The organism is Xanthomonas sp. LMG 12459 (assembly GCF_009192905.1).
Lineage (GTDB): Bacteria > Pseudomonadota > Gammaproteobacteria > Xanthomonadales > Xanthomonadaceae > Xanthomonas_A > Xanthomonas_A sontii.
Genome location: NZ_NSGT01000040.1, coordinates 32219 through 45024, shown reverse-complemented (window position 1 = coordinate 45024; position 12806 = coordinate 32219). Strand labels below are relative to the sequence as shown.

Annotated in this window: 10 protein-coding genes; 5 read left to right on the top strand and 5 right to left on the bottom strand. The window is 70.3% G+C overall.

The genetic code is table 11. The features are described from left to right. The first annotated feature begins 128 nt into the window (after positions 1-128). Positions 129-1700 carry a YdiU family protein gene (locus CEK65_RS10755; protein WP_152181713.1) on the top strand — a complete coding sequence of 524 codons (1572 nt, stop codon included), beginning with the start codon at positions 129-131 and terminating at the stop codon, positions 1698-1700. 19 nt (positions 1701-1719) lie between these two features. Here the strand turns inward: CEK65_RS10755 and CEK65_RS10750 are convergent, their stop codons facing one another. Further along, the gene (locus tag CEK65_RS10750; RefSeq protein WP_017916726.1) at positions 1720-2349 is read right to left on the bottom strand and encodes a TetR/AcrR family transcriptional regulator; all 630 of its coding nucleotides are present in this window, start codon (positions 2347-2349) and stop codon (positions 1720-1722) included. Positions 2350-2486: 137 nt separating this feature from the next. Here CEK65_RS10750 and CEK65_RS10745 point away from each other — a divergent pair, with 137 nt between their 5' ends. From CEK65_RS10745 to CEK65_RS10735, 3 genes are all read left to right on the top strand, one after another. After that, positions 2487-3650: an efflux RND transporter periplasmic adaptor subunit gene (locus tag CEK65_RS10745; protein ID WP_152181712.1), complete on the top strand. Its 1164-nt coding sequence runs from the start codon at positions 2487-2489 to the stop codon at positions 3648-3650. A 6-nt stretch (positions 3651-3656) separates the two neighbouring features. After that, the gene (locus CEK65_RS10740; protein WP_152181711.1) at positions 3657-6779 is read left to right on the top strand and encodes an efflux RND transporter permease subunit; all 3123 of its coding nucleotides are present in this window, start codon (positions 3657-3659) and stop codon (positions 6777-6779) included. A gap of 83 nt (positions 6780-6862) precedes the next feature. Beyond that, positions 6863-7420: an adenine phosphoribosyltransferase gene (locus CEK65_RS10735; protein ID WP_017914078.1), complete on the top strand. Its 558-nt coding sequence runs from the start codon at positions 6863-6865 to the stop codon at positions 7418-7420. A 134-nt stretch (positions 7421-7554) separates the two neighbouring features. Here CEK65_RS10735 and CEK65_RS10730 read toward each other — a convergent pair whose 3' ends face one another. Together CEK65_RS10730 and dbpA are read right to left on the bottom strand one after the other, a co-directional pair. Beyond that, entirely contained in the window at positions 7555-8064 is a 510-nt protein-coding gene (locus CEK65_RS10730) for a hypothetical protein (protein ID WP_226980549.1), read from the bottom strand. A 5-nt stretch (positions 8065-8069) separates the two neighbouring features. Then, positions 8070-9446, bottom strand: coding sequence for an ATP-dependent RNA helicase DbpA (gene dbpA / locus CEK65_RS10725; protein WP_017914076.1), 1377 nt, complete (start codon positions 9444-9446; stop codon positions 8070-8072). Positions 9447-9581: 135 nt separating this feature from the next. Here dbpA and CEK65_RS10720 point away from each other — a divergent pair, with 135 nt between their 5' ends. Next, entirely contained in the window at positions 9582-11480 is a 1899-nt protein-coding gene (locus tag CEK65_RS10720; RefSeq protein WP_152181709.1) for an ATP-binding cassette domain-containing protein, read from the top strand. A gap of 185 nt (positions 11481-11665) precedes the next feature. Here the strand turns inward: CEK65_RS10720 and CEK65_RS10715 are convergent, their stop codons facing one another. Both CEK65_RS10715 and CEK65_RS10710 read right to left on the bottom strand, forming a co-directional pair. After that, the gene (locus CEK65_RS10715; protein WP_150410214.1) at positions 11666-12109 is read right to left on the bottom strand and encodes a barstar family protein; all 444 of its coding nucleotides are present in this window, start codon (positions 12107-12109) and stop codon (positions 11666-11668) included. Beyond that, positions 12106-12576: a ribonuclease domain-containing protein gene (locus tag CEK65_RS10710; RefSeq protein WP_152181708.1), complete on the bottom strand. Its 471-nt coding sequence runs from the start codon at positions 12574-12576 to the stop codon at positions 12106-12108. The genes CEK65_RS10715 and CEK65_RS10710 overlap by 4 nt, the downstream gene beginning before the upstream one ends. Positions 12577-12806: the final 230 nt, after the last annotated feature.

Here is a 12806-nt window from a genome sequence, read left to right as displayed (position 1 = left end):
GTCGGACCCTCACCCCAACCCCTCTCCCGGGGGAGAGGGGCTTTTCGGGCTCTCGCGATATCTGGCGTGCACTGGATGCTCACCTCGCGGACTTTCCAATGAAGCCTGCGACTTCTACGCTCTTGCCCATGCCTTCCTTGCGTTTCGACAATCGCTTCGTCGCCGAGCTGCCTGGCGACCCGGAAACCGGTCCGAGGCGCCGCGAGGTGCTGGGCGCGCTGTGGTCGCCGGTCGAGCCGACGCCGGTCGCGGCGCCGCGGCTGCTGGCGTATTCGCCGGAGGTGGCCGCCTTGCTCGGGCTGTCCGAGCAGGAGGTGCGGGCGCCGGAGTTCGCCGCGGTGTTCGCCGGCAATGCGCGCTATCCGGGCATGCAGGCCTATGCCGCGAACTATGGGGGGCACCAGTTCGGGCATTGGGCCGGACAACTCGGCGACGGCCGCGCGATCTCGCTGGGCGAGGCGCTGGGCGTGGACGGGCGGCGCTGGGAGCTGCAGCTCAAGGGCGCCGGGCCCACGCCGTATTCGCGCGGCGCCGATGGCCGCGCCGTGCTGCGCTCGTCGATCCGCGAGTTCCTGTGCAGCGAGGCCATGCATCACCTGGGCGTGCCGACCACACGTGCGCTGAGCCTGGTCGGCACCGGCGAGACGGTGGTGCGCGACATGTTCTACGACGGCCACCCGCGCGCCGAACCGGGCGCGGTGGTGTGCCGGGTGGCGCCGTCGTTCGTGCGCTTCGGCAGTTTCGAACTGCCGGCCGCGCGCGGCGACACCGCCTTGCTGCGGCGCCTGGCCGATCTGGTGATCGCACGCGATTTCCCGGCGCTGTCCGGCACCGGTGGCGCACGCGATGCGGCCTGGTTCGCCGAGATCTGTGCGCGCACCGCACGCATGGTGGCGCACTGGATGCGGGTCGGCTTCGTGCACGGGGTGATGAACACCGACAACATGTCGATCCTGGGCCTGACCATCGACTACGGCCCCTACGGCTGGGTCGACGACTACGACCCGGACTGGACGCCCAACACCACCGATGCGCAGGGGCGCCGCTACCGCTTCGGTACACAGCCGCAGGTTGCGTACTGGAACCTCGGCCGGCTCGCGCAGGCGCTGGCGCCGCTGTTCGACGACGTCGCGCCACTGCACGACGGCCTGGAGCGGTTCCGTGCGGAGTATGCGCAGGCCGAGCGCGACAACATCGCGGCCAAGCTCGGTCTGGCGACCTGCGGCGACGCCGATGTGGCGCTGATGCGCGACCTGCTGGATCTGCTGCAGCAGGGCGAGGTCGACATGACCCTGTGGTTCCGCGGCTTGAGCGCATTGCCGCTGCCGCCGTGGACGCCGGCGCAGGCCCTGGCGGCACTGGCCGACGCGTTCTACGACCCCGCCAAGCTGGCGACGCAGGCGCCGGCGTTCGAGGCCTGGCTGGCCCGCTATGCGCAGCGCCTGCAGCAGGATCCGCTGCCCGCCGCCGTGCGTGCGGAGCAGATGCGCGCGGCCAACCCGCGCTACGTGCTGCGCAACTACCTGGCGCAGCAGGCGATCGACCGCGCCGAGCAGGGCGACACCGGCGGCATCGACGAGCTGCTGGAGGTGATGCGGCGTCCCTACGACGAGCAGCCCGGGCGCGAGGCCTTCGCGGCGAAGCGTCCGGACTGGGCGCGCAGCCGGGCTGGTTGTTCGATGCTGTCGTGCAGTTCCTGAGCGGGGCCGGCGCGTGCGCTCAGGGCGCGGTCGCGCCGCGATAGCGCCAGGCGGCCAGGAAGGTCGCCACCACTTCCTCCGCCAGCGCCTGCTGCGCGGCCGCGTCCGGCGCCTGTCCGTTGAGCATCGCGCCGGGATAGGCATAGCCGAAGGTGGCGCCGATGAACGCGGTTGCGGCGAGGGTGGGGCGTGCGACCTGCACGTCGCCGCGCGCGTGCAGGGTCTGCAGCAAGGCGCTCAGGCGCTCGCGCAGGCGGCCGGCGCGGCGCTGGTGCAGCGACTGCAGCAGGTCCGGCATCTGCGCGCTGGCCTGCACCAGCAGGCGATGCAGGCGCAAGGCGTCGGGCGCGTACAGGTGCGCCGGCACGGTCACCGCGATCTGCCGCAGGGTCGCCGGCAGGTCCTGTGCGGTGGCGCTGCCGATGTTTTCGAAGCGCGCCTGCAGTTCCTCGTTCAAGGCCTCGAACACCTGCATCAGCAGCTCGGCCTTGCTGGAAAAGTGGTTGTACAGGCTCTGCCGGGTCAGCCCGGCCTGGCTGGCGATCTGTTCCAGCGACACGTCCAGCCCGTGTTCCAGCAGCAGGGTGCGTGCCGCCGCCAGCAGGCGCGGCCGCGCCAGTGCCGGCCGTCCACGCGGGCGCGCGGGCACGCCCGTCGTCGCCGGCTCGGCCGTCGCCGTCGCAGTTTGCGCATCCTGGCGGCGAAGGGTTGTGCTTCCCTTCATGATTGTTTTTTTGTCTTTGAGTAAATTAAATGATCCTCCCCGCCGTCCCCAGGATCAAGCGCATGCCCGCGCCTTTCGTCCAGCGCCGCCGCGCGCTGCCGTTGCTGCTGTCCGTCGTCGTGCTCGCGTTCGCCGGCTGCAAGGGGGGAGGCAAGGCGCCGGCGCCGGCAGCGAAGACGGTGGAGGTGGTGACCCTGCAGCCGCAGAGCGTGCCGCTGAGCGTGGAACTGGCCGGGCGTACCGTGGCCTCGGAAGAATCGGAGGTGCGGCCGCAGGTCAGCGGCATCCTGCGCCAGCGGCTGTTCGAGGAGGGCGCCACGGTGCGGGCCGGGCAGCCGCTGTTCCAGATCGAGCCGACCCTGTACCAGGCCGCGGCCAACCAGGCGCAGGCCAACCTGGCCACCGCCGAGGCCACGCTCGCCGCCGCCACGCTGCGCGCCGAGCGTTACCGCACCCTGGGCAAGACCCGGCTGGCCGCGCAGCAGGATGTGGACGATGCGCAGGCCGCCTACAAGCAGGCGCTGGCCAGCCGCGACGCGCAACGCGCGGCGCTGGACACCGCGCGCACGCAGCTGCGCTTCGCCACGGTGTTGGCGCCGATCGGCGGGCGCATCGGCCGCGCGCGGGTGACCCCCGGCGCGCTGGTCACCGCCAACCAGACCGATGCCATCGCCAAGATCCAGCAACTGGATCCGATGAACGTGGACATCACCCAGTCCGGCAATCAGTTCCTGGCGCTGCGCCGGGCGATCGCCGCCGGTGGCGTGCAGCCGGCCAGCACGCAGGTGCGGCTGACCCTGTCCGACGGTACCGCGTATCCGCTGCCGGGAACGCTGGAGTTCGCCGACCTCGATGTGGAGGAGACCACCGGTGCGGTGACCCTGCGCGCGCGTTTCCCCAATCCCGATGCGCAACTGCTGCCGGGTATGTATGTGCGCGCGCTGGTCGGGCAGGGCGTGCGCCAGCAGGCGCTGCTGGTGCCGCAGGCGGCGGTGGACCGCACCCCGCGCGGCGAGGCGGTGGCCTGGGTGGTGGGCGCCGACAACGTGGTGCGGCAGCGCGAGTTCACCACGCTGCGCGCGGTCGGCGACCGCTGGCTGGTCGGCGATGGCCTCAAGCCCGGCGAGCGGGTGGTGGTGGCGGGCCGGCAAGGCCTCAGCGACGGTGCCAAGGTGACGGTGAAGACCGCCGCCGCCACGGCCGCGCCTGCCGCCAGCCAGGGCTGAGCCGGCATGCTGCCGCGTTTCTTCATCCACCGCCCGATCTTCGCCTGGGTCCTGGCCATCTGCATCATGGCCGCCGGCGCCATCGCCGTGTTCACCCTGCCGATCGAGCAGTACCCGGACATCGCGCCGCCATCGGTCAACGTCACCGCCACCTACAACGGCGCCTCGGCGCAGACCGTGGAAGACAGCGTCACCCAGGTGATCGAACAGCAGATCAAGGGCATCGACCATCTGCTGTACTTCTCCTCGACCAGTTCCTCGTCGGGGCAGGCGCGGATCAGCATCACCTTCGACCAGGCGGCCAACCCGGACATCGCCCAGGTGCAGGTGCAGAACGCGGTCAACCAAGCGCTCAACCGGCTGCCGCAGGAAGTGCAGCAGCAGGGCGTGACCGTGGCCAAGTCGCAGGGCGACAGCCTGATGGCGGTGGCGATCTACGACCGCACCGACCGCATGGACAACGTCGACATCTCCGACTACCTGGTCAGCACCCTGCAGGACCCGATCAGTCGCATCAACGGCGTCGGCGAGATCAACGTGTTCGGCGCGCAGTACGCGATGCGGGTGTGGCTGGACCCGCACAAGCTCAATGCCTACCAACTGATGCCCGGCGACGTGCGCAGCGCGATCCTGGCGCAGAACACCCAGGTCACCGCCGGCGAGCTCGGCGCGCTGCCCACCGGCGCCGAGCAGGAACTCAACGCCACGGTCACCGCGCAGTCGCGGCTGCAGACGCCCGAGCAGTTCCGGCAGATCATCCTGGCCACGCGCGCGGACGGTTCCAGCGTGCGCCTGGGCGATGTGGCGCGGGTGGAGATCGGCGCGGAGAACTACCAGAACAACGCCACGCTCAACGGCCACCCGGCGTCCGGCTTCTCGGTGACGCTGTCTGCCGGCGCCAATGCGATCGCCACCTCCGACGCGATCCACGCCACCATCGAACGGCTCAAGCCGACCTTCCCGCCGGGCCTGGACGTGGCCTATCCGCGCGACAGCACGCCGTTCGTGCGCATTTCGATCGAGAACGTGGTGCACACCCTGGCCGAGGCCATCGTGCTGGTGGTAGTGGTGATGTTCCTGTTCCTGCAGAACGCGCGCGCCACGCTGATCCCCGCGATCACCGTGCCGGTGGTGCTGCTGGGCACCTTCGGCATCCTCGCCGCGGCAGGCTTCACCATCAACACGCTGACCCTGTTCGCGATGGTGCTGGCGATCGGCCTGCTGGTCGACGACGCCATCGTGGTGGTGGAGAACGTCGAGCGGATCATGCATGAGGAACACCTGCCGCCGCGCGAGGCTACCGAGCGCTCGATGGGCGAGATCACCGGTGCGCTGATCGGCATCACCGTGGTGCTGGGCGCGGTGTTCCTGCCGATGGCGTTCTTCGGCGGCTCCACCGGCATCATCTATCGGCAGTTCTCGATCACCATCGCCTCGGCGATGGCGCTGTCGGCGCTGGTCGCGCTGACCCTGACCCCGGCGCTGTGCGCGACCCTGCTCAAGCCGGTTGAGCAGGAGCGCAAGCTCGGCCGTTTCTTCCAGTGGTTCAACCGCAGCGTCGAACGCGGCCAGCAGGCCTACCAGCGCCGCCTCGGCACGGTGCTGCAGCGGCCGCGGCGCTGGATGGCGCTGTATGCGCTGGTAGCGCTGGCGATGGTGGTGCTGTACATGCGCATGCCGACCGGCTTCCTGCCGGTGGAGGACCAAGGCCAGGTGCAGATCCAGTTCACCACCCCGGAAGGCACGCCGCTGGCCAAGACCCAGGCGCTGGGCAAGCGCATCAGCGATTACTTCATGACCCACGAGAAGGCCAATCTCACCGCGATCTTCATGGTGGTCGGCCGCAACAACGCCGGCACCGGGCAGAACGCCGGCCAGGCCTTCGTGGCGCTCACGCCGTGGGGCGAGCGCAACCGCGACAACACCGCACAGGCCATCATCGACCGCGCCAACGCGCATTTCCGCGGCGTCGGCGACGCCAAGATCAGCGTGCTGTCGCCGCCGGCGGTGCGCGGCCTGGGCCAGTCCAGCGGCTTCGAGCTGTGGATCCGCGACAGCGACGGCGCCGGCCGCGCGGCGCTGCTGAAGGCGCAGCAGCAGGTGCTCAAGGAGGCCGGCGACGATCCGCAGCTGACCGCGGTGCGCCTCAACGGCCTGGGCGACAAGGCGCAACTGCAGGTGGACATCGACCACGCCCAGGCCAGCGCGCTGGGCCTGGCGCAGAGCGACATCAACGCGACCCTGGCCACCGCCTGGGGCGGCAGCTATGTTAACGACTTCATCGACCGCGGCCGGGTCAAGCGCGTGTACGTGCAGGGCGATGCGCCGTACCGCGCGCTGCCGGAGGACATCGCGCAGTGGTACGTGCGCGGCAGCGGCGGGCAGATGGCGCCGTTCGCCAGTTTCGCCAGCACCCACTGGACCCGCGGCCCGCAGCTGCAGCAGCGCTTCAACGGCCTGCCGGCATCGCAGATCCAGGGCGGCGCGGCGGCCGGCAGCAGTTCCGGCGAGGCGATGCAGCGAATGCAGGCCCTGGTGGCCAAGCAGGAGGGCTTCGATCTGCAATGGAGCGGGCTGTCCTACCAGGAGCAGTTGTCCAGCAACCAGACGCTGTGGCTGTACACCGCCTCGATCCTGTTCATTTTCCTGTGCCTGGCGGCGCTGTACGAAAGCTGGTCGATCCCGGTGGCGGTGCTGCTGGTGATTCCGCTGGGTGTGGTCGGCACCGTGCTGGCGACCACCCTGGCCGGGTTCGTCAACGACATCTACTTCCAGGTCGGCCTACTGACCACGATCGGCCTGTCGGCGAAGAACGCGATCCTGATCGTCGAATTCGCCGAGGCGCGGCAGCGTGCCGGGCGACCGTTGCTGGAGGCGACACTGGAAGGCGCGCGGCTGCGCCTGCGGCCGATCGTGATGACCTCGCTGGCGTTCGTCGCCGGTGTGCTGCCGCTGGCGCTGTCCACCGGAGCCGGCGCCTCCAGCCGCCGCGAGATCGGCGTGTGCGTGATCGGCGGAATGGTCACCGGCACCGTGCTGGCAGTGTTGCTGGTGCCGTTGTTCTTCGTGCTGGTGCGCGGCCTGTTTCGCGGGGCCGCGCGGCAGGACGCGGGCGCAGCGGCGGCGTAAGTCGTAGACCGACGAGGCGGCTCCGCGACGCGGTGCTGCCTTGCGACTAGACTTTGCGTTCCCCCACGGCATACGACTGTGCGATGAACGATTCCTCCTGCTGCGGCGCGCCCAGCGACGCACCGGCCCACTGGTCCGGCCGCATTCGCGATATCGCCGATTTCCCGAAGCCGGGCATCGTGTTCAAGGACATCACCCCGCTGCTGGCCGACGGCCCGGATTTCGCCTCGGCGCTGGACGAGATGGCGCGTCCGTGGCGCACCACGCCGCTGCAGGCGGTGCTGGGCATCGAGTCGCGCGGCTTCATCCTGGGCGCGGCGCTGGCGCACGAACTGCGCACGGGCTTCGTGCCGGTGCGCAAGCCGGGCAAGCTGCCGGGCAGGACGGTGACCCAGGAGTACGCGCTGGAGTACGGCAGCGACCGCATCGAAATGCACGCCGATGCGCTGCCGGCCGGTTCGCGCGTGCTGCTGGTCGATGACGTGCTCGCCACCGGCGGTACCCTGCGCGCGGCCCTGGCGTTGGCGCAGCAACTGGAACTGGAAGTGGTCGGCGCCGCGGTGCTGGTGGAACTGCAGGGGCTGCGTGGACGCGATCGCTGGAGCGAGACCTTGCCGCTGCTGGCGACGCTGACGTACTGAGCACGGCCACTGCTCATGGCAGCGCAGGTGGCGCGGCCGGGGATCGACGCATTGGGCGCGGCCGCGGCGCACATGCGTCGTGGCGATCGCGCATGGCGCGGGCGACGCCTGACGCCGCAACCGCAGGCGCCGTGTCAGCTCGGGTAGATCACCGCTTCCAGGCTGGGGTCCGCATGCGCGGCGGCATGGCTTAGGTGGCCATCGAACGGACCGACCTTGCAGATCCGGCCGTCGTCGGCGAACACCAGCTGCAGTCCGTGTTCGGCTTCCCAGTCGCAGTTGCACTCCAGGCTGATGCGCAGGCGACCGTCGCGGTAGCGGCTGACGTAGGCTTCGCTGCCGAACTGCACGTGCGCCCATATTTCGTCGGGGCCGGCGATGTCCGGGCACGGCCATCCGTACTCGGCGCACAGCGCCTGCGTGTGCGTGTAGTAGGCGAACACGTGCGGCGCGGCGGCGGCGAAGACCGCGGCGTCGAGTTGCAGGAACGTCGCAATGGCGGACGCGGCGTCGGCCGGGATGTCGCCGGCGGCGCAGTCCTCCAGGATGAAGCAGCAGGTATGGTGCATCCACGCCACCGCGACCGCATCGCTCCACAGGTTGCCGTCCTCGTCCGGCTGCAGCGACGCCAGGATCTGTTGCATCGCGCTCACAGCTTGGCGACCCGGAAGCGGCGGCCCTTGATCTTGCCGGCCTGCAGCTGCGCCAGCGCCTTGCCGGCATGGGCGCGGGCGATGGCGACGTAGGAGCGTGTGGCGTAGATCGCGATCTTGCCGATCGCCGCGCCGGACAGCCCGGCATCGCCGGTCAGTGCGCCGAGGATGTCGCCGGGACGCAGCTTGTCGGTCTTGCCGCCGTCGATGCGCAGGGTGACCATCGCCGCCTGCGGCAGCTGCGCCGGCCGTGCGGTAGCCAGCGGCGCGCGCGACCAGCGCAGCGGCTGGCCCTGCTCGGTTTCCAGCGCCTGCGCGCGCGCGGTCTCGCGCGGCGCCACCAGGCTCAGCGCCAGGCCGTGCTTGCCGGCGCGCGCGGTGCGGCCGATGCGGTGGCGGTAGGTCTCGGTGTCGGTCGGCAGTTCGTAGTTGATCACCGCCGCCAGGTCTTCCACGTCCAGCCCGCGCGCGGCCACGTCGCTGGCGACCAGCACGTTGCAGCTGCGGTTGACGAAGCGCACCAGCACCTCGTCGCGGTCGCGCTGTTCCATGTCGCCATGCAGCGCCAGCGCGGAGAACCCGAACTGCTGCAGCGATCCGGCGACCTCGTCGACCTCCTTGCGGGTGTTGCAGAACACCACGCTGGACTCAGGCGTGAAGCGCAGCAGCAGGCCGGCCACCGCCTTCTGCCGGTAGGTGGGGTCGACCTCGAAGAACTGCTGGTCGATCTCCGGCGCGCTGTCGGCGCCCTCGACGGTGATTTCCGCCGGTTCCTTCAGCAGGTCGCGCGCCAATGCGCGGATTTCCTCGGGAAAGGTGGCCGAGAACAGCAGACTCTGCCGATGCTTGTCGCAGCGGCTGGCGATCTCGCGGATCGGCTCCTCGAAGCCCATGTCGAGCATGCGGTCGGCCTCGTCCAGCACCAGTGTGCGCACCCCGCCCAGGTGCAGCGCGCGCTTGCGCGCCAGCTCCTGGATGCGGCCGGGCGTGCCGACCACCACCTGCGGGTCGTGCGCCTCCAGCGAGGCCAGTTGCGGCGCCAGCGGCATGCCGCCGGTCAGCACCACCAGCTTCATGTTGGGAATGCCGGTGGCCAGCTTGCGCAACTGCTTGCCGACCTGGTCGGCCAGTTCGCGGGTCGGGCACAGCACCAGCGCCTGCGCACGGCTCAGCGCCGGATCCAGCTTGTGCAGCAGGCCCAGGCCGAACGCCGCGGTCTTGCCGCTGCCGGTGGGCGCCTGCACGATGACGTCCTGGCCGGCCAGGATCGGCGGCAGGCTCTGCGCCTGCACCGGGGTCATGCGGGTGTAACCGAGCGCGTCGATGCCGGGCGCGAGCGCCGGGGAAAGGGAGAGGGTGGCGAAATCGTTCATGCGGCATTTTAGCTGGTGGGGCCGGGACTCGGGACCCGGGACCCGGAACGTCAACAGCAAAAGGGCATTTCGACTCGCACCACGCGCCGCTTTTTGCTTTCCGGGTCCCGGCTCCCGGGTCCCGTACAATACGGCATGCCTCTTATCACTCTGCAGAACCTCGACTACAGCGTCGGCGGCCCCTTGCTGCTGGAAAAGACCGACCTGTCGATCGAGCCGGGCGAACGCATCGCCCTGATCGGCCGCAACGGCGCCGGCAAATCCACCCTGATGAAACTCATCGCCGGCGAGCTCAAGCCCGACGACGGCGAGGTCCGCGTGCAGCAGGGCGTGCGCATCGCCCGGCTGGAACAGGAGGTGCCGCATGGCGCCGCCGGCAGCGTGTTCGACGTGGTCGCCGACGGCCTGGGCGAACTCGGCCATTGGCTGGCCGAGTTCCATCGGCTCAGCCATGCCGCCGAATTCGACGGCGATGCGCTGGGCGCGGTGCAGTCCAAGATCGATGGCGCCAATGGCTGGGCACTGGACCAGCGGGTCAACGAGACCCTGACGCGGCTGGAACTGGACGGCGACGCCGAATTCGCGCGGCTGTCCGGCGGCATGAAGCGCCGCGTATTGCTGGCGCGCGCGCTGGTCTCGGCGCCGGACCTGTTGTTGCTGGACGAGCCCACCAACCACCTCGACATCGAGGCCATCGACTGGCTGGAAGGCTTCCTCAAGGGCTGGAACGGCAGCGTGGTGTTCGTGACTCACGACCGGCGGTTCCTGCGTGCCCTGGCCACGCGCATCGTCGAGATCGACCGCGGCCAGGTCAGCAGCTGGCCGGGCGACTGGGCCAACTACGAGCGCCGCCGCGAGGAGCGGCTCAATGCGCAGGCGCAGGAGAACGCGCGCTTCGACAAGCTGTTGGCACAGGAAGAAGTGTGGATCCGCCAGGGCATCAAGGCCCGGCGCACCCGCGACGAGGGGCGTGTGCGGCGGCTTGAAGCGATGCGCCGCGAGCGCACCCAGCGCCGCGAACTCGGCGGCAACGTGCGCATGGAGGCCGCGCAGGGCGAGTCCTCCGGCAAGAAGGTGATCGAGGCCAAGGACCTGAGCTTCGCCTTCGGCGCGCGCAGCATGGTGCGCGACTTCTCCACCACCATCCTGCGCGGCGACCGTATCGGCCTGATCGGCCCCAACGGCAGCGGCAAGACCACGTTGCTGAAGCTGCTGCTGGGCGAACTGACCCCGGACCAGGGCGAAGTGCGCGCCGGCACCAATCTGCAGGTGGCGTATTTCGACCAGTACCGCGCCACCCTGCGCGAGGACTGGAGCGCGATCGAGAACGTGGCCGAGGGCCGCGACTTCATCGAGGTCAACGGCAAGCGCAAGCACGTGCACGCCTACCTGCAGGACTTCCTGTTCACCCCGGAGCGTGCGCGCGCGCCGATCACCCGCCTGTCCGGCGGCGAGCGCAATCGCCTGCTGCTGGCGCGGCTGTTCGCGCAGCCGTCCAACCTGCTGGTGATGGACGAACCGACCAACGACCTGGACGTGGAAACCCTGGAGCTGCTGGAAGAACTGCTCGGCGACTACAGCGGCACGCTGTTGCTGGTCAGCCACGACCGCGACTTCATCGACAACGTGGTCACCTCGACCATGGTCATGGAAGGCGACGGCCGCATCGGCGAATACGTCGGCGGCTACAGCGACTGGGTACGCCAGCGCCCGGCGACGCCGGCCAGCGCGATGGCGGTGGCCAAGGCCTCGGCCACCGCGGCGGCGACCACGCCGGTGGCGGCCGCTGCAGCGGCGCCGGCACCCGCGCCGGCCAAGCGCAAGCTCAGCTACAAGGACGCGCGCGAACTGGAGCAGTTGCCGGCGCGGATCGAAGCGCTGGAACAGCAGGTCGCGGCGCTGACCGAGGCGATGGCCGACCCGGCGTTCTATCAGCGCGACGCGGCGGCGGTGACCGCGCACACCCAGGCCTTGAGCCAGGCGCAGGCGGACCTCGATGCGGCGTATGCGCGGTGGAGCGAGCTGGACGGTTGAAGAGCCGGGGCTCGGGACAAACACCCTGGGCCTGCGGCGGCAACGAACACGGCGGCCGCTTTACCGAGATCGAAGACCGGATGCGTGGGCATTGGGGGGATCGCGTCGGGGCTGAAGCCCCTCCCACAGGGGGGGCATGTGCGGTGGCCTGTTGTGCGAGCGGTTCTCGGCGCAGCGCGGTCAGATCAATCCGACTCGGCGGGTGCTTCCGCTTCCTCGCTGCCGCCCACGAACGCGACGAAGCTGACGCCGTCCTGCGCCCACTCGCGGGCGACGTCGTCGAGGATGTCCAGCAGCACGTCGAAGGCCGGCTGCGCCACCGCCTGCAACTGCCCGGCGTCCTCCAGCAGCAGCGCGTAGCCGCGCGGCGAGGGCAGCCAGGACAGGTCGCGCAGGCCGTCGGTCAGCGCGTCCCAGTTGCGGCCGAAGCCGGGCGGGAAGTCCAGTTGCGCGGCCAGGCGCATCAGCAACATGGCCTTGCCGGTGCAGCCGTGCAGGTCGATCCGGCACAGCCGCAGGCCGGCGTCGCGGGCCAGGGCGGCGACGCTGTCCAGGTCGCGGTTGGCGACGCGGTAGACGCCGGAGGCGGCCGGCTCGGCCAGGTTCAGCGCGAACGGGAAGCCGCTCATCGCGCCGGCCCCGCGCCACCGACCTGGAAGCTGCGGAAACTGTCGTAGTGGTCGTCGCTGTAATACCAGACTTGCGGCGGCGTGCCGCCGGTGACGATGCGGCGCGTGCCGCGATGCGACAGTCCGGGCGTATCGACGGTGTACTCGCGGTAGTAGCCGCGCGGTTGCGCCGGCAGGCGGTTCTCGCGGTTGCCGAACACGCTGCCGTCCTGGCGATGCGGGAACGGGCCGCCGCGCTGGATCAATGCCACCGTGGCGCGCGCTTCTGGCGGCAGGAACGCGGGCAGCTCCGGCGCCGCGGCATCCGATGCCGCGGCTGCCTTGCCGGGCGCGGTGTACGGCGCCTGTGCGGCCGCGTCGAGCGAGGGGGCGAATTGCTGGTGCGGCGGATGCTGCAGCCCGCGGATGCCCCACAGCCCGCCCACCAGCAACACGATGGCGGCGATCAACAGCACGGGCTTGCGCATGGACTCTCCTGCAGGAACGGCGGCGGCGCGCAGCAAGGCGCCCTCGTGCACAGTATGGGCCGGCCTGCCTGTTCGCGCTCTAAACGCCGCCGGTCACGGTGGTGACGCATGCGATTCACATCCGACTAACCGGGGCGTGGGGCATGGTAGGCGCCGATTCGCTAGGCCGGCCGGCATCACCGCCGCGGGATGGGACGATGTTTCCCCAGCCGCGCCCTTGGTAAGGTCGC

What these genes read in the sequence shown, in the direction of transcription:
- CEK65_RS10755 (WP_152181713.1), top strand. Translation starts at nt 129, where the DNA reads ATGCCTTCCTTGCGTTTCGACAATCGCTTCGTCGCCGAGCTGCCTGGC.
- CEK65_RS10745 (WP_152181712.1), top strand. Translation starts at nt 2,487, where the DNA reads ATGCCCGCGCCTTTCGTCCAGCGCCGCCGCGCGCTGCCGTTGCTGCTG.
- CEK65_RS10740 (WP_152181711.1), top strand. Translation starts at nt 3,657, where the DNA reads ATGCTGCCGCGTTTCTTCATCCACCGCCCGATCTTCGCCTGGGTCCTG.
- CEK65_RS10735 (WP_017914078.1), top strand. Translation starts at nt 6,863, where the DNA reads ATGAACGATTCCTCCTGCTGCGGCGCGCCCAGCGACGCACCGGCCCAC.
- CEK65_RS10730 (WP_226980549.1), bottom strand. Translation starts at nt 8,064, where the DNA reads ATGCAACAGATCCTGGCGTCGCTGCAGCCGGACGAGGACGGCAACCTG.
- dbpA (WP_017914076.1), bottom strand. Translation starts at nt 9,446, where the DNA reads ATGAACGATTTCGCCACCCTCTCCCTTTCCCCGGCGCTCGCGCCCGGC.
- CEK65_RS10720 (WP_152181709.1), top strand. Translation starts at nt 9,582, where the DNA reads ATGCCTCTTATCACTCTGCAGAACCTCGACTACAGCGTCGGCGGCCCC.
- CEK65_RS10715 (WP_150410214.1), bottom strand. Translation starts at nt 12,109, where the DNA reads ATGAGCGGCTTCCCGTTCGCGCTGAACCTGGCCGAGCCGGCCGCCTCC.
- CEK65_RS10710 (WP_152181708.1), bottom strand. Translation starts at nt 12,576, where the DNA reads ATGCGCAAGCCCGTGCTGTTGATCGCCGCCATCGTGTTGCTGGTGGGC.